Origin of the sequence: Frigoribacterium sp. 2-23 (genome assembly GCF_049601585.1) — a bacterium.
Classification (GTDB): Bacteria; Actinomycetota; Actinomycetes; order Actinomycetales; family Microbacteriaceae; genus Frigoribacterium.
In genome coordinates, this window is sequence record NZ_CP187126.1 from 632,467 (window position 1) to 646,578 (window position 14,112).

Here is a 14,112-nt window from a genome sequence, read left to right on the forward strand (position 1 = left end):
CGACACCACACCACGAGCCGGGCGAGGCACCCGGCATGAGCCACCGCGAGGTCCTCACCGCCCTGTCGGGCCTGTTGATGGGCATGCTGGTGGCGATCCTCTCGTCGACCGTCGTGTCGACCTCCCTCCCGCGCATCGTCAGCGACCTGCACGGCAGCCAGACCTCGTACACCTGGGTCATCACCGCGACCCTGCTCGCCACCACCGTGAGCACGCCGCTCTGGGGCAAGTTCTCCGACCTCACGAACCGCAAGGTGTTGCTGCAGGTCGCGCTCGTCCTGTTCGTGCTCGCCTCGGTCGCGGCCGGGTTCTCGCAGAACACCGCGACGCTGATCACGTTCCGCGTCTTCCAGGGCCTCGGCGCCGGTGGTCTCACCGCGCTCGTCCAGGTCGTGATGAGCGACATCATCAGCCCGCGCGAGCGCGGCCGGTACATGGGGTTCCTCGGCGCCGTCATGAGCGTCGGCACCATCGGCGGCCCGCTGCTCGGCGGCGTGCTCACGGACAGCATCGGCTGGCGCTGGAACTTCTTCGTCGGCGTGCCCGTCGGCATCGCCGCCCTCATCGTCATCCAGCGCACGCTGCACCTGCCGCCCAAGCCCAAGAAGAAGGTCGTCATCGACTACTGGGGCGCCGGTCTGATCGCCGGTGGCGTGTCGCTGCTGCTCGTCTGGGTCTCGCTCGGCGGCAAGCAGTTCGACTGGAACAGCGTCACCAGCTGGTCGATGGGCGTCGGCGCGGTCGTGCTGCTCGTGCTCGCCGTGATCGTCGAGTTCAAGACCGAAGAGCCGATCATCCCGCTCACGCTGTTCAAGAACCGCACGTTCACGTTTGCCGTGGTCGCCTCGCTCAGCGTCGGCGTCGCCATGTTCGGCACGAGCGTCTTCCTCGGGCAGTACATGCAGCTCGCCCGAGGCCAGTCGCCGACCATGGCCGGCATCCTGACCCTGCCGATGGTGCTCGGCCTGCTGATCTCGTCGATGGTCGCGGGTGCGCTCATCTCGAAGTACGGCAAGTGGAAGCCCTACATGATCGTCGGCTCCGTGCTGCTCGCCGCCGGACTCTTCTTGATGTCGACCATCGAGTACGACACGAACTTCTTCATCGTGTCGGTGTTCATGGCGATGATGGGCCTCGGTATCGGCATGGTGATGCAGAACCTCGTGCTCGTCGTGCAGAACTCCGTCGACGTCAGCGTCGTCGGCGCGGCCTCGTCGAGTGTCGCGTTCTTCCGCAGCCTCGGCGGCACCATCGGTGTCTCCGTCATGGGCGCCGTCCTCGGTACCAAGGTGTCGGGCTACATCACCGACGGTCTGACCGACGCCGGGGTCGACCCCAGCGCCCTGGGCAGCGGGCAGTCGACGTCGAGCATCCCCGATCTCAGCACCGTGCCCGGCCCGATCCGCACGATCATCGAGTCCGCCTACGGGCAGGGCGTCGCCGATGTCTTCCTCATCGCCGCACCGCTCGCGATCATCACGATCGTGTTCGTCTGCCTGCTGCCGAACGTCGAGCTCGGCACCAAGACCGGCATCCAGCGCGCGGCCGCCCAGAGCGGCACGACCGCCGGAGGCGCGGGTACCGACACGACGTCGGCGCCCGTCGGCCAGGTGGCCGGTTCGGGCTCGGCCCGCGCCGCACACGCCGGGTCGGGGCGCTCCGGTTCGACACCGACCGGTGCGGTCGATACCGTCATCGCGACGGGTGCGGCCGAAGTGGCCGGGCACCCCGTGTCGGAGGACCAGAATGACCCCGCTCAGCGCTGACCCGAGTACCGCCTCCTCGGAGGCATCCGAGTCCCGCGTCGACGACGCCCCCGGAGCCGTGAGTCCGCTCGCGGCCCCGGGGGACGACGGGCGCGAGGGCCTGATGGCTTCGGTCGTCGACGAGATCGGCACGATGTTGGTGCAGGCCAAGCGCACCATCGCCGACGCGGCCTCGCGCTTCGACGACGACGTGGCGCCGGCGGCGTTCTTCGTCCTGCGGTACGTGTCGAAGCACGGCCCCTGCACGTCGGGTGACATCGTGAAGGCGATGAGCAGCGACAAGAGCAGCGTCAGTCGCCACGTGACGGCCCTGCGCGAGGCGGGCTTCGTGCACGTCGACGCCGACCAGGCCGACGGCCGTGTGCTGCGGCTGACGACCACGCCGAAGGCCGAGCAGCGCATCCTCGAGCTGCGGCACGAGAACCGGGCGATGTTCCGCAGCCACGTGGACGACTGGACGGACGCCGAGCTCACCGAGTTCCGCGACTGGCTGAGCCGGTTCAACGCGCCGCTCGCGTAGCCCGGCGCCGACCTACCTCCCTGCCTCTCTGCCTCCCGATCGATGTGTCGCGTCGGGTGGGTGTTCTGCCCGAACATGCACCCGTCGTGACACATCGTTGGGGGAGGGGAGTCCGTTCTGATCGAGGTGTCGCGTCGGGTGGGTGTTCTGCCCGAACATGCACCCGTCGTGACACATCGTTGGGGTGGGGCATGCCCGCCTCCGCGGCAGCCCTAGCGGGCGCTCAGCGCCTCCGTGCGCGGGAAGGCGCCCGGCGCCGACCAGCTGACCGGCACGTCCTGCATCACGAGCGCGCAATCGAATTCGGCCGACCCCGGCGGTAGCCCGTTGAAGAACGACGACTCGACGTGCACCGGCTCGGCGGCGCGCACGCTCCACGCGTCCGTCTCGAGGCAGAGGCCTTCGAGGGTGTGCCCGTCGTGCTTCGGGCTCCAGCCCGTCGACCCCTCGCGGAAGAACACCGACGCGTCGTCCAGCGTCGGGAACAGCTCGCTGTGCCAGTCGTCGGTCAGCCGCACGTCGACGTCGACGCTGGCGTGCCCGTCGGCCGATCGCAGCGCGACATGGAACCGCTCCTCCGACTCGCGCACCGCGAAGGAGGCGCGGTGATGGACCCCGGGGAAGACGCGGCCCCCGACGAGCGTCGGCAACGCCTTCGAGGTGTGCCGCTCGCGGATGTAGACGCCGTGCTCGGGCCCCTCCGGGCCGTCCCACTCGACGGCGATGCGGTGCGCGGCGTTCTCACCGCCCCAGCCGAGCGACTCGGGCACCCAGGGTGGTCGGACGCCGCCCAGGCGGATGAGGCAGACCCCCGCGACGGCCTGCCCGCCGACGAGCTGGGGCCGGAGGCCGTCGGGCAGCAGCCCGGCTGCGACCTCGGCGTCGACGCGATAGTTGATCAGCAGGCGACGCTCGATGCGGGCGGCGAGGTTCAGGGCCATGGCCGCATCCTGACAGCACGGGAGGCGCGGTGCCAACCGGCACCGCGCCTCCTCGTGTTCTGGCTCCTCCCGCAGGATCAGGCGGGGATGGTCGCCGTGTCGATGACGAAGCGGTAGCGCACGTCGCTCTTGACGACGCGGTCGTAGGCCTCGGTCACCTGGTCGGCCGTGATCATCTCGATCTCGGCGCCGATGTGGTGCTCGGCGCAGAAGTCGAGCATCTCCTGCGTCTCGGCGATGCCGCCGATGTTGGAGCCGGCGAGGCTGCGACGTCCGCCGATGAGCGAGCCGGCACCGAACGACTGCGGGTTCTCGGGCAGGCCGACGAACACCATGGTGCCGTTGAGGCGCAGGGTGCGGGCGTACGCGTCGATGTCCATGTCGGCCGAGATCGTGTTGATGATCAGGTCGAAGCTGCCGCGCAGGTCCTTGAACGTCGACGGGTCGCTCGACGCGTAGTAGTGGTCGGCGCCCAGCTTGAGGCCGTCCTCCTGCTTCGACAGCGTCTGGCTGATGACGGTCACCTCGGCGCCGAGCGCGTGGGCGATCTTGACGGCCATGTGGCCGAGCCCGCCCATGCCGACGACGGCGACCTTCTTGCCGGGGCCGGCACCCCAGTGCTTCAGCGGCGAATACGTCGTGATGCCGGCGCAGAGCAGCGGGGCCGCGACGTCGAGGTCGATGCCCTCGGGGATTTGCAGCACGTAGTTCTCGTTCGCGACGATCTGCGTGCTGTAGCCGCCGTACGTCTCTTCGCCGGTGTACTCGCGGCCGTTGTAGGTCGGCACGTTGCCCTTGAGGCAGAACTGCTCCTCGCCGGCGAGACAGTTCTCGCACTCGCGGCAGCTGTCGACGAAGCAGCCGATGCCGACGCGGTCGCCGACCTTGTGCTTCGTGACGGCCGAGCCGACCTCGGTGACGATGCCGGCGATCTCGTGGCCGGGCACCATCGGGAAGATGGCCTTGCCCCACTCCTCGCGGGCCTGGTGGATGTCGCTGTGGCACACGCCGGCGTAGGCGATGTCGATCTGGACGTCGTGCTCGCCGACGTCGCGGCGCTCGATGGTGGAGCGCTCGAACGCGGCTCCGGCGGTCTTGGCCACGAGGGCGGGAACGGTGGTGGACATGGGGTTGCCTCCAGGGATATCGGGACGCGTCGCCCGGTTGCGGGCGCGCGGGAATCCGACGACGTTGTGGGATACAACAAGCCTAGGCTCGTGTCGCCTGGGCGTTCCCAACTGCGAACCGTTCTCAGTGCGGCGCCACGTCTGGCGCGACGATGTCGCCGCCGCGACGCCGTCGCCGACGACCGCAGGAGGCGCGGGTCAGCCGAGCAGGTCGGCCTTCCACACGAGCGCGGCGGCACCCACGAGCGGGCTCTCGTCGCTCAACCCCGACTTCACGACACGGACGCGTCGCGCGTAGTCGTTGACCGGCGCCTCGTCGACGCTCGCCCGGACGAGGTCGAGGTAGTCGTCGCTCACCCGCGAGAAGCCCCCGCCGATCGCGGCGACGTCGAGGTCGAGCAGCGTCGCGACGGACGAGATCGCCTCGCCGACCGCGTTGGCCGAGCGGCGCACCGCGGCCACGGCGATCGGCTCGCCCGCGGCGTAGTCGCGCGCCAGGTCTTCACCGCGCTCGCCCTGCCAGCCCTGCTCGCGCGCCCACGCGACGACGTTCGGGCCCGAGGCGATGACCTCGAGCGTGGCCTTCCAGGCGTTCTCGCCCGCGGGGCGATCCGCGATCTGGATCTGGCCGATGTGACCGGCGTTGCCCGTGCCTCCCGACAGCAGACGGCCGTTGACGATCAGGCCGCCGCCGACGCCGGTCGAGACGGTCATGGCGAGGGCGTTCTCGATGCCCTGCGTCGCCCCGACCCAGTGCTCGGCGAGGGCGAGGCTGACGCCGTCGAGGCGGAGGGTCACGGGGGCGTCGGCGGCCAGGGAGTCGGCGGCGAGCTCGCGGACGAGGTCGCGCAGGCCGAAACCGCGCCAGGCGGGCAAGTTGATCGGCGAGACGGTGCCCTCGAGCAGGTCGACCGGCCCGGCGCTGCCGATGCCGACGCCGACGAGGAGACGGCCGGCGGGGAGGCTCGCGAGAGCGTGCCGGACGACGTCGCGGACCGCCTGCGCGAGCTCGTCGGAGGACGACGCGGAGCCGGTCGGCCGACGATCGCGACTGCCCTCGACGAGGGCACCCGCAGCCGAGACGAGGGCCGCCTCGACCTTCGTCCCTCCGAGGTCGACGGCCAGGACGAGATCGTTCACTTCTTCGCTCACCTGAGAGACGATAGCGGGCTAGCGGGCGCGCTCGACACGCGGGCGGCGCGGTGAGGCCGCACCGCGCCTCCTGCGGTCGGGGCTCTGCCTAGGGCAGGGCCTCGACGATCGAGCGGGCCTTCTCGGACAGGTACCAGCCCGAGCGCGCACCCGTCTCGACGGGCTGCATCCCGACGACGACCTTGCCGCGCGAGTGCTTCAGGGCGAGGTCGTCGAACGCCTCGGCGATGTAGTCGAACGGGTAGAACCCCGAGATGAGCACGCGGAGGCGGTGGCGGTCGATCATCGACGCGAGCTCTTTGAGGATGAGCGCCGGTTCGCCGTCCTCGCGATCGGCGGTGATGAAGCGGATCTCGACGTCGAGACGGTCCTCGCTGGACCGGAACCGGCTCGGGCTGACACCGAGGGTCTCGCTCAGGTCGGGGTTGTCGCCGCCGAAGTTGTCGATGAACGCCGTGACCGGACGATGGGCCGCGTCGCGGATGCGCTGCTCGAGCCCGTCGCCGTACGTGATCGGGGTGACGCCGATCGAGCGGAGGTAGTCGTGGTTCCGTGGGCTGCACGTGCCGATCACGGTCGCTCCCGCGGCCATGGCCAATTGGCACTCGATGTGGCCGACGCCGCCGGCCGCTGCCGTGATGACGACGACGTCGTCGGGGCCGAGGTGCAGCGAGCGGACGATGTCGTACGCCGTGGCACCGGCGAGGTAGAGGCCGCCGGCGACCTCCCACGAGACGCCGTCGGGCTTCTTGACGACGGCCGTGGCGGGGACGGCGATCCAGGTCGCGTGGGCGCCGCCGCCGACCGCGTGCCCGATGACCTCGGAGCCGATCGCGATGTCGCGGACGGCGCTGCCGCGCTTGCGGACGATGCCGGCGAAGCACGAGCCCTGCCGGGCCGGGAAGGCCAACGGCAGCCGGTCGTCGAAGTCGCCCTGGCGGATGTAGTTCTCGATGTGGTTGAGTCCCGCCGCGATGACCTCGACGACGACCTCGTCGTCGGCGGGCTCGGGTCGGGGCTGGTCGACGAAGTGCAACTCGTGCACGTCTCCGTAGCGGTCGAACTCGACCGCCTTTCCGGTCTTGGCCATGATCGCCTCCCTCGGCGCCCGGCCTCGGTGCCACGCGCCTCCTGCCCGGATTCTGCGCCGACCCGGGGCGGGGTGGTCGCGCTCGGGTGAAAGTCACAGTTTCGGCGGTGCGGGTGCGCGCCGCCGGGCCCAGAACCCCGTTGCGGAAGATGAACCCCGGTGCGCGGGGGGTTCTTCTTCCGCAACGGGGTTTTCGGGCGCGGGGACGAGGAGGCGCGGGTCGGCCCGGTCAGAGCTGGTCGGTGGGCACGCTGAAGGTGTCGCAGGCCGTCGCCCCGCCGGTGCGGCCCTGGTCGAACCAGCGCTGCCGCTGTTCGGCCGAGCCGTGCGTCCAGGTGTCGGGGTCGACCTGTCCACCCGAGCCGGCCTGGATTCGGTCGTCGCCGACCGCGGCCGCCGCGTTCAGGGCGTCGGCGATCTCGGCGTCGGTGACCGGCTGCAGGAACGTCACGCCGTCGGAGTCCTCGATCGTCGAGGCCGCACCGACCCATGCACCGGCGTAGCAGTCGGCCTGGACCTCGAGGCGGATCGTGTCGCTGCCCGGCCCGGTGTTCGACCGATCGGCACGCTCGAACGCGCCGCTGAGCTGCTGGATGTGGTGCCCCCACTCGTGTCCGACGACGTACATCTGCGCGAGCGGGCCGCCCGACGCGCCGAACTGCGACCGCAGCTGCTCGAAGAAGTCGGTGTCGACGAACAGCGCCCGGTCGGGCGGGCAGTAGAACGGGCCGGTCGCGCTCGTCGCGTTGCCGCAGCCGGTGGTCGTCGCGCCGGTGAAGAGGACGAAGTCGGGCCGGGTGTAGTCGGTGACGCCGATCTGAGGCGCCTCGGTCTGCCAGTACGTCTCGAGCGAGTCGGCCGCGCCGACCATGCGGCACTCGATGTCGTCGTTCGCCTGCTCGCCTGTCTTGCACCGGGACAGGTCGCTGTCGGACACGGTCTGCTGCGACGAACCGGTCGTGCCGGCCAGCAGGCCCGAGACGTCGACCCCGGTGAACTGGGCGATGAGCGCGACCACGATGATGCCGACGATGCCCCCGCCCGCGGCGATCCCGGTCGTGCGGCCGCGCCGCGTGACCTTGCTGCCGTCGATCTTGGCGTTCGGGTTGAAGGACATGCCCGACACGGTACTGAAGAGCCGGGGTCGACGCCCGGCTCGAGCCTGGGTCGGCGGCCGGGACGGGGTTCAGCGGAGGTGCGGCTCGGGTCAGCGGGCCTCGCGGGCCGCCTTCGCGGCGCGCTCGGCGTCGCGCTCCTTGATGCGCTGCTCCTCGTCGCGGACGGCGGCGAGCGACGCGCGCTCCTCCACCAGCCAGGCGGGCATCTCGGCGAGCATCGACTTGATCTGCTCGGTGGTCATCACGTCGTCGACACCGGCGCGGGCGAGGCCCGACGTCGAGATGCCGAGCTTCTGCGCGACGACCGGTCGCGGGTGCGGCCCGGTGCGACGGAGCTCGGCGAGCCACTCCGGCGGGTTCGCGCTGATCTCGGCGAACTGCTCGCGGGTGAGCGGGGTGTTCTGGAACTCGTCGGGCGTGGCCGGCAGGTACACCCCGAGCTTCTTCGCGGCCGTGAACGGCTTGAGGGTCTGCGGGGACGTGCCCGAGGAGTCGCTGGTCATGGTTGCCAGGGTACCGGCCCGCGCCGCGCGCCGGGTTCTCACGCGAACGGGCGCCGACCCCGCGGGCGACGTCGACCGCCCGGTACCCTGGCCAGATGACGACCGAGCCTGCCCGCGCCTCCTTCGGCATCGGGTTCGTGCCCGGCGTCACGCTCGCGAAGTGGTCCCGCCTGTGGGAGGAACGCCGCCCTGACCTGCCCCTCGCCGTCGTCGAGGTCGATGCGCGGGACCCGCTCGCGGCGCTCGCCGACGGTCGGGCCGAGATGGTGCTGGCGCGGTTGCCGATCGAGGGGGACGGGTTCTCGGTGATCCCGCTCTACGACGAGCGGATCGTGGTCGTCGTGTCGAAGGAGCACGAGATCGCCGCGCTCGAGCTGAGCGACGAGATCGCGACTTCCGAGTTCGCCGACGAGCACCGGCACGACCTCGAGCTGACACCTGCCGACGCCGTCGACGTCGTCGCCACCGGTGCGGGCGTGGCGGTCATGCCGCAGTCGCTCGCCCGGCTGCACGCTCGCAAGGGCGTCACGTACCGGTTCGTCAGCGATCTGCCGCCGGTGACCGTGGGGCTGGTCTGGCCCGTCGGCCGCCTCGACGACGACATCGACGACTTCATCGGGGTCGTGCGCGGCCGCACCGCCCGCAGCTCGCGCGGACGGCGTCGCGATGACGAGGACCTCGCTCCCACACCACCGGCCGACGAGGCCGTCGACCCGGATCTGCAACTGCCGAAGCAGGCGGCCCGCAAGCCTCCGAAGGCGCCGACGAAGCGCGGTGGATCGATGACGCGGGGCGAGCAGCTGCGCGCGAAGAACGGCGGCAAGCCGGGCGGCGGCCGCGCGGGGGGCAAGACCGGCGGCGGCAAGCCCGGCGGCGGCAAGGGCAAGCCGCGCAAGCCGCGCTGAGTGCTGCCGGGGTACAAGAACCCCCGCGTTGCCGAGAACGTCGGCACTGCCGCGGCGTAGCGTGCCGCGCATGACGTTCAGCAAGGGTGACCACGTGACGTGGAAGACATCGCAGGGGACGACGCACGGCACGGTCGTCGACACGCGCACGAAGAAGTTCCAGTTCGACGGGCAGCAGTTCAACGCATCCGACGACGAGCCGTACTACATCGTCAAGTCCGACAAGACCGACGCCGAGGCGGCCCACAAGGGCAGCGCCTTGACGAAGAAGAAGTGACAGGAGCTCCCGACATGACCGCTCTCGACGATGTGAAGTGGAACGACGAGGCTCGCGAGAAGATCCTCGCGGACTCCGACAAGGTGTTGCAGGACGCGGTGCGCGACGCGGCTGCGCAGTTCGCCGGCAAGCCCTGGGAGGAGTCCTTCCAGGCGATCAACGAAGCCGTGAAGGACAAGTTCATCGACTACGAGCCCGGCCCCGACGTGCGCAAGTACGCCGAGGCCATCTCGCGCGGCGAGTTCAGCTGACCCGCGCCTCCTCGTCCTCCTCGGCCCGATCCGTCGCGAAATCGCGACCGATCGGGCCGTTTCGTCGTCCAGAACCTCGTTACGACGGCGCCGGCGCGCGAAACGGTCGCACAGTGCGAGAGTTGCCGACGCGGACGAGGAGGCGCGGCGCGGTCACCGCAGGACGGCGTCGACCCGGCGCACCTGCGAGCTGAGCGCGACGGAGGCGGCGACCGCGATGACGAGCGCGGCGGCGGCCGAGAGCGTGGCCGGCGCCCCGATCGTGTCGGACACGGGGCCGACCGCGATCTCGCCGAGCGGCATGCCCGCCAGCGACGCCAGGGTCAGACAGGCGAAGACGCGGCCGAGATAGGCCGGCGGCACCTGCAGTTGCACGGTCACGTCGAGCGGCACCGTGAACAGCTCGAGGCCCACGCTGGCGACGAACAGCCCGATCGCGAGGAAGAAGAACCAGTGCAACGGGTCGACGACGTACGGGTCGACGCTGAACACGGCCGCGAGGACGAGCAGGGGGACGGCCAGCGCCGTCGCGCCGAGACACGCGACCGACAGGCGGAGGCGGCCGCGCAGCGACCCGGCCCAGACGGCCCCGACGATGAGGCCGAACGTCTGGATCGCACCGGCGAAGCCCCAGAGCGTGCGCCCGAACGAGCCGTCGGCCGCGATCGGCCCGAGGATCTGCACTCCGGCCGCGAAGACGAACTGCACCGTGAAGGTGAGGGCCATCGTCGACGACAGCCACCGGGTGCGCGCCACGAAGGCGAGGCCGCCACCGAGATCGCGGGCGACCGTCCGCCAGAGCGACGCCTCCCCGAGGGCGTGCACGGGGGCGGCCGGCAGCCCGACGAACGCCACGCCCGCGAGCGCGAACAGCACCGCGCCTCCGGCGAGGCCGACCCCCGTGTCGATGGTGCCGACGAGGCCGCCGCCGACCGCCGCCCCGATCACGAGCCCGACGTTCATGCCCACGCGGTTGAGCACCGTGCCGTCGCGCACCCATCGTTCGGCGACGACGTCCCGCAGCAGCGCGTTCGAGGCGGGAGCGAAGAACGCGGCGGCGGCACCGTTGACCGCGCCGATGGCCGCGAGCGTCCAGAGCGTCTCGTGACCCGTCAGCAGCAGCGTCGCCGCGACGCCGAGCGACAGGGCCGAGGCAGCGGCCGACACGATGCAGACGAGGCGCTTCGACACCCGGTCGGCGACGGCGCCGCCGAAGAGCACGAGCACGACGTTGGGCAGCGATCGCGCCGCGACGACGAGGCCGAGCTCGGTCGCACCGGCGCCGAGGTCGATCGCCGCGAAGGCGATGGCGATCGGGGCCACGCCGTTGCCCACCCACGAGAGCAACCGGCCGAGCCACAACGCCCGGAACGCGGGGATCTGCAGCAGCGACCAGTTCACGGGGTGAGCCTAGGCTCGTGAGGCCGCGCGCGCCTCCTGGTCGTCGTCGCGGTGTCACACGCCGATCGGCGACCTAGGCTGGGCAGCGATGGACACGCAGCCCGACTCGACGGCCGACGAGGCCGAGGTCGCGTCCGCGCGCCCGCCCGGTCGGTATCGCAAGGGCGTCGTGAAGCGCGAGGCCATCCTCGATGCGGCGCTCCCCGTGTTCGGGCAGGTCGGGTTCCACGGGGCGTCGCTGCGCGAGATCGCTCGACAGTGCGGGGTCTCGCACCAGTCGCTGATGCATTACTTCCCGACGAAGGACGAACTGCTGATGGCGGTGCTGCGACGCCGGGACGAGCGACTCCGGCGGCACTTCGACGACGAGGGCGGCATGCGGGTCGGCGAGCTGGTCGAGCTCGCCGAGTACAACGTCGACGTGCCCGCCGTGATCGCCTTGTTCAGCACGGCCTCGGCCGAGGCGACGGCCGACGACCACCCGGCGCACGAGTACTACGCCGACTTCTACGAGCGCATCGTGTCGTCGACCACGGAATATCTGACCGTGGCGGAGCGCAACGGCTGGCTGCGCGACGGCTTCACGGCCGAGTCCGCCGCCCGGGTCGTGCTCGCTGTGCAGGACGGCCTGCAGCTGCAGTGGCTCTACGACCGCGACGCCGTGAAGGTCGCCGAGCTCATGCGGCTCGTGGTCGGCTCCGTCGTCACGGTGCCGCTCGAGACCCTCGACGCGTTGCGCGACGAACGGCGCCGCGGAGCCTGAGCCGCGCCCGCGCCGCCGGCTGACGCCCGGCCTCAGCGCGTGCTGATCCGCCGGTACTTGCGGATGCACAACGGCACGAACACGAGCAGCATCACCGAGATGCCGATCAGGACGGTCGCATAGGGGTGCTGCATCGTCCAGATGTCGGGCACGGGTTGCGAGCCGAGGTTGCCGAACGAGCGGCGGGCGGCCTGGACGAGCGACGACACCGGGTTCCACTCCGCGAAGACGCGCAGCACCGTCGGCAGGGTGTCGCTCGGCACGAATGCGTTCGACACGAACGTGAGCGGGAAGAGGATCAAGAACGACGCGTTGTTGATCGTCTCGGGTGTCTTGACGCTCATGCCGAGCAGCGCCATGACCCAACTGAACGCATAGCTGAACAGCAGCAGCAGGGCGACACCGCCGAGGAAGGACAGGGGCGACGCGTTCACGCGCCAGCCGACGAGCAGACCGGTGCCCATCATGATCACCATCGAGATGGAGTTCAGCACCAGGTCGCTGTTCGTGCGACCGATCAGCACGGCCGATGACGACATCGGCAGGGTGCGGAACCGGTCGATGATGCCCTCCTTCAGGTCTTGCGCCATCGCCGACCCCGAGAACGTGGCCCCGAACACGACGGTCTGGGCGAAGATGCCCGCCATCAGGAACTGCGTGTAGTCGGTGCCCTGCACGCTGATCGCGCCGCCGTAGACCTGGCTGAACAGCAGCACGAACATGATCGGCTGGATCAGCGCGAAGACGATCATGTCGGGGGAGCGCTTGACCTTGGTCAGGTTGCGACGGGTGACCGTCCAGCCGTCCGACAGCCAGGCGGCCGGGCCCGAGATCGCCTCACCCGACAATGGGCCTCCGGACAGGCCCTGCGGGGAGAGCATGGTGCTGGTCATGCGTCGACCTTCTTCGTGTGGGTAGCGAGTTCGGGCTCGTCGTCGTCCGTGTCGTCGTCGACCGCCTTGCGGCCGGTCAACTGCAGGAAGACGTCGTCGAGCGTCGGCCGGCGCATGCCCGCGTCGTGCAGGGCGATGCCGAGCGCGCCCAGATCCGCGAGCACGGACTGCAGCGCTCGCGGCCCGTCGGTCACGCCGACCTCGATCTGGCCCCGATCGGCCGAGACGACGGGCTCGCCGTCGCCGTGCCGTCGCGCGACGTCGATGGCCTCGGAGGCGCGGGTCGGGTCGACGAGGGCGATCACCAGTCGGTGCCCGCCCACCTGGGCCTTGAGCTGATCGGCGGTGCCCTCGGCGATGACGCTCCCGCCGTCGATGACGGAGATGTCGTCGGCGAGCCGGTCGGCCTCTTCGAGGTACTGCGTGGTGAGCAGCACGGTCGTGCCGCCGCCGACCAGGGTCGTGATGATGTCCCACAGCGCGAGGCGGCTGCGCGGGTCGAGGCCCGTCGTCGGCTCGTCGAGGAACAGCACGCGCGGGTTCGTCACGAGGGCCCCGGCGAGGTCGATGCGCCGCCGCATGCCACCGGAGAACCCCTTGACCGGGCGGTCGCCGGCCGCCTCGAGATCGAACAGCTCGATGAGGTGGCGTGCCCGCTCCCTCGAGACCCGCGACCCCAGGTGGTAGAGGCGGCCGATCATGTCGAGGTTCTCGAACCCGGTGAGGTTCTCGTCGACGGCGGCGTACTGACCGCTCACGCCGATCGCGCGACGGGTGGCCCGCGGATCGGCGACCACGTCGATGCCGTCGATCGTGGCCGTGCCGGCGTCGGGGCGTTCGAGCGTCGTCAGCATCTTGACGGTCGTGGTCTTGCCGGCACCGTTCGGGCCGAGCAGGGCCTTCACGGTGCCCTGCGGCACGGTGAGGTCGAGGCCGGTCAGGGCGTGCACCGGCCCCGACTTCGAACGGTACGTCTTGGTCAGGCCTCGGGCCTCGATCATCGCCATGGGGTGTCCTTCGGCTGAGGGTGATGCGGTGCGGTGCGGTGCGGAGATTCTGCTCGTGTCCGGGGTCAGGGGGCAAGGGCGACCGGGCTGCTGCAGGCAACATGCGACGTCGCTCAGTCGGCGTAGACCACGTGGGCGTCGTGTCGTCCGGGCCCCGGTGGTGTCACCGGGATCTCGTATCGGGCGTCCATGCCGACGCGGAATCGCTGCGGCACCTCGCCGTCGACCCGCAGGTCGAGCTCGCGGCCGGGTGTCGCGACGCCGGTGGCGACGGCCCGGGCGTCCACGTCGTCCGAGAACACGACGCCTGATGGGAGGAGGTCGGGTTCGGGAACCGGGTTCGGGTGCCGCGCAGAACTCGTGCGTCCGAATCCTTGCCAGGCGGCAAGTTATGGCCT

The 14,112-nt window shown here is 70.7% G+C and carries 16 protein-coding genes; 6 read left to right on the forward strand and 10 right to left on the reverse strand.

The annotated features are described in order from the left end of the window. Window positions 1-35 precede the first annotated feature (35 nt). Window positions 36-1,766, forward strand: coding sequence for an MDR family MFS transporter (locus tag ACPEEZ_RS03040; protein WP_423924338.1), 1,731 nt, complete (start codon window positions 36-38; stop codon window positions 1,764-1,766). Beyond that, the gene (locus ACPEEZ_RS03045; protein ID WP_423922594.1) at window positions 1,747-2,286 is read left to right on the forward strand and encodes a MarR family winged helix-turn-helix transcriptional regulator; all 540 of its coding nucleotides are present in this window, start codon (window positions 1,747-1,749) and stop codon (window positions 2,284-2,286) included. The genes ACPEEZ_RS03040 and ACPEEZ_RS03045 overlap by 20 nt, the downstream gene beginning before the upstream one ends. Window positions 2,287-2,498: 212 nt before the next feature. Here ACPEEZ_RS03045 and ACPEEZ_RS03050 read toward each other — a convergent pair whose 3' ends face one another. From ACPEEZ_RS03050 to ACPEEZ_RS03075, 6 genes are all read right to left on the reverse strand, one after another. After that, entirely contained in the window at window positions 2,499-3,227 is a 729-nt protein-coding gene (locus ACPEEZ_RS03050) for a DUF2071 domain-containing protein (RefSeq protein WP_423922596.1), read from the reverse strand. A 77-nt stretch (window positions 3,228-3,304) separates the two neighbouring features. Next, complete coding sequence (locus tag ACPEEZ_RS03055) at window positions 3,305-4,354, reverse strand: NAD(P)-dependent alcohol dehydrogenase (RefSeq protein ID WP_423922598.1); 1,050 nt, start codon at window positions 4,352-4,354, stop codon at window positions 3,305-3,307. Between the two features lie 198 nt (window positions 4,355-4,552). Next, window positions 4,553-5,506 carry an ROK family protein gene (locus ACPEEZ_RS03060; protein ID WP_423922601.1) on the reverse strand — a complete coding sequence of 318 codons (954 nt, stop codon included), beginning with the start codon at window positions 5,504-5,506 and terminating at the stop codon, window positions 4,553-4,555. A gap of 88 nt (window positions 5,507-5,594) precedes the next feature. Continuing rightward, the gene (locus ACPEEZ_RS03065; protein ID WP_423922603.1) at window positions 5,595-6,596 is read right to left on the reverse strand and encodes an NADP-dependent oxidoreductase; all 1,002 of its coding nucleotides are present in this window, start codon (window positions 6,594-6,596) and stop codon (window positions 5,595-5,597) included. A 229-nt stretch (window positions 6,597-6,825) separates the two neighbouring features. Further along, a complete protein-coding gene (gene ypfJ, locus ACPEEZ_RS03070; RefSeq protein WP_423922606.1) occupies window positions 6,826-7,713 on the reverse strand; it encodes a KPN_02809 family neutral zinc metallopeptidase in 888 nt (295 codons plus the stop codon). A gap of 90 nt (window positions 7,714-7,803) precedes the next feature. Next, window positions 7,804-8,217: a DUF5997 family protein gene (locus ACPEEZ_RS03075; RefSeq protein WP_423922609.1), complete on the reverse strand. Its 414-nt coding sequence runs from the start codon at window positions 8,215-8,217 to the stop codon at window positions 7,804-7,806. A 95-nt stretch (window positions 8,218-8,312) separates the two neighbouring features. On the opposite strand from ACPEEZ_RS03075, the gene ACPEEZ_RS03080 reads away from it, so the two are divergent. The 3 genes from ACPEEZ_RS03080 to ACPEEZ_RS03090 all read left to right on the forward strand — a co-directional run bounded on the left by ACPEEZ_RS03080 (window position 8,313) and on the right by ACPEEZ_RS03090 (window position 9,650). Beyond that, window positions 8,313-9,122: a LysR family transcriptional regulator substrate-binding protein gene (locus ACPEEZ_RS03080; RefSeq protein ID WP_423922612.1), complete on the forward strand. Its 810-nt coding sequence runs from the start codon at window positions 8,313-8,315 to the stop codon at window positions 9,120-9,122. Between the two features lie 70 nt (window positions 9,123-9,192). Continuing rightward, window positions 9,193-9,399: a DUF2945 domain-containing protein gene (locus ACPEEZ_RS03085; RefSeq protein ID WP_423922615.1), complete on the forward strand. Its 207-nt coding sequence runs from the start codon at window positions 9,193-9,195 to the stop codon at window positions 9,397-9,399. Between the two features lie 14 nt (window positions 9,400-9,413). Next, the gene (locus ACPEEZ_RS03090) at window positions 9,414-9,650 is read left to right on the forward strand and encodes a hypothetical protein (protein WP_423922617.1); all 237 of its coding nucleotides are present in this window, start codon (window positions 9,414-9,416) and stop codon (window positions 9,648-9,650) included. Window positions 9,651-9,803: 153 nt separating this feature from the next. On the opposite strand, the gene ACPEEZ_RS03095 is transcribed toward ACPEEZ_RS03090, so the two are convergent. Beyond that, complete coding sequence (locus tag ACPEEZ_RS03095; protein WP_423922620.1) at window positions 9,804-11,051, reverse strand: MFS transporter; 1,248 nt, start codon at window positions 11,049-11,051, stop codon at window positions 9,804-9,806. A gap of 88 nt (window positions 11,052-11,139) precedes the next feature. On the opposite strand from ACPEEZ_RS03095, the gene ACPEEZ_RS03100 reads away from it, so the two are divergent. Continuing rightward, on the forward strand, window positions 11,140-11,814 hold the full coding sequence (locus ACPEEZ_RS03100; protein ID WP_423922623.1) for a TetR/AcrR family transcriptional regulator: 675 nt from the start codon (window positions 11,140-11,142) through the stop codon (window positions 11,812-11,814). 32 nt (window positions 11,815-11,846) lie between these two features. On the opposite strand, the gene ACPEEZ_RS03105 is transcribed toward ACPEEZ_RS03100, so the two are convergent. The 3 genes from ACPEEZ_RS03105 to ACPEEZ_RS03115 all read right to left on the reverse strand — a co-directional run bounded on the left by ACPEEZ_RS03105 (window position 11,847) and on the right by ACPEEZ_RS03115 (window position 14,016). After that, complete coding sequence (locus ACPEEZ_RS03105; RefSeq protein ID WP_423922626.1) at window positions 11,847-12,707, reverse strand: ABC transporter permease; 861 nt, start codon at window positions 12,705-12,707, stop codon at window positions 11,847-11,849. Beyond that, on the reverse strand, window positions 12,704-13,714 hold the full coding sequence (locus ACPEEZ_RS03110; protein WP_423922629.1) for an ATP-binding cassette domain-containing protein: 1,011 nt from the start codon (window positions 13,712-13,714) through the stop codon (window positions 12,704-12,706). The genes ACPEEZ_RS03105 and ACPEEZ_RS03110 overlap by 4 nt, the downstream gene beginning before the upstream one ends. Window positions 13,715-13,827: 113 nt before the next feature. Further along, the gene (locus ACPEEZ_RS03115; RefSeq protein ID WP_423922632.1) at window positions 13,828-14,016 is read right to left on the reverse strand and encodes a hypothetical protein; all 189 of its coding nucleotides are present in this window, start codon (window positions 14,014-14,016) and stop codon (window positions 13,828-13,830) included. Window positions 14,017-14,112 lie beyond the last annotated feature (96 nt).

What these genes read in the sequence shown, in the direction of transcription:
- ACPEEZ_RS03085 (WP_423922615.1), top strand. Translation starts at nt 9,193, where the DNA reads ATGACGTTCAGCAAGGGTGACCACGTGACGTGGAAGACATCGCAGGGG.
- ACPEEZ_RS03065 (WP_423922603.1), bottom strand. Translation starts at nt 6,596, where the DNA reads ATGGCCAAGACCGGAAAGGCGGTCGAGTTCGACCGCTACGGAGACGTG.
- ACPEEZ_RS03090 (WP_423922617.1), top strand. Translation starts at nt 9,414, where the DNA reads ATGACCGCTCTCGACGATGTGAAGTGGAACGACGAGGCTCGCGAGAAG.
- ypfJ (WP_423922606.1), bottom strand. Translation starts at nt 7,713, where the DNA reads ATGTCCTTCAACCCGAACGCCAAGATCGACGGCAGCAAGGTCACGCGG.
- ACPEEZ_RS03100 (WP_423922623.1), top strand. Translation starts at nt 11,140, where the DNA reads ATGGACACGCAGCCCGACTCGACGGCCGACGAGGCCGAGGTCGCGTCC.
- ACPEEZ_RS03110 (WP_423922629.1), bottom strand. Translation starts at nt 13,714, where the DNA reads ATGGCGATGATCGAGGCCCGAGGCCTGACCAAGACGTACCGTTCGAAG.
- ACPEEZ_RS03045 (WP_423922594.1), top strand. Translation starts at nt 1,747, where the DNA reads ATGACCCCGCTCAGCGCTGACCCGAGTACCGCCTCCTCGGAGGCATCC.
- ACPEEZ_RS03080 (WP_423922612.1), top strand. Translation starts at nt 8,313, where the DNA reads ATGACGACCGAGCCTGCCCGCGCCTCCTTCGGCATCGGGTTCGTGCCC.
- ACPEEZ_RS03075 (WP_423922609.1), bottom strand. Translation starts at nt 8,217, where the DNA reads ATGACCAGCGACTCCTCGGGCACGTCCCCGCAGACCCTCAAGCCGTTC.
- ACPEEZ_RS03105 (WP_423922626.1), bottom strand. Translation starts at nt 12,707, where the DNA reads ATGACCAGCACCATGCTCTCCCCGCAGGGCCTGTCCGGAGGCCCATTG.
- ACPEEZ_RS03040 (WP_423924338.1), top strand. Translation starts at nt 36, where the DNA reads ATGAGCCACCGCGAGGTCCTCACCGCCCTGTCGGGCCTGTTGATGGGC.
- ACPEEZ_RS03050 (WP_423922596.1), bottom strand. Translation starts at nt 3,227, where the DNA reads ATGGCCCTGAACCTCGCCGCCCGCATCGAGCGTCGCCTGCTGATCAAC.
- ACPEEZ_RS03055 (WP_423922598.1), bottom strand. Translation starts at nt 4,354, where the DNA reads ATGTCCACCACCGTTCCCGCCCTCGTGGCCAAGACCGCCGGAGCCGCG.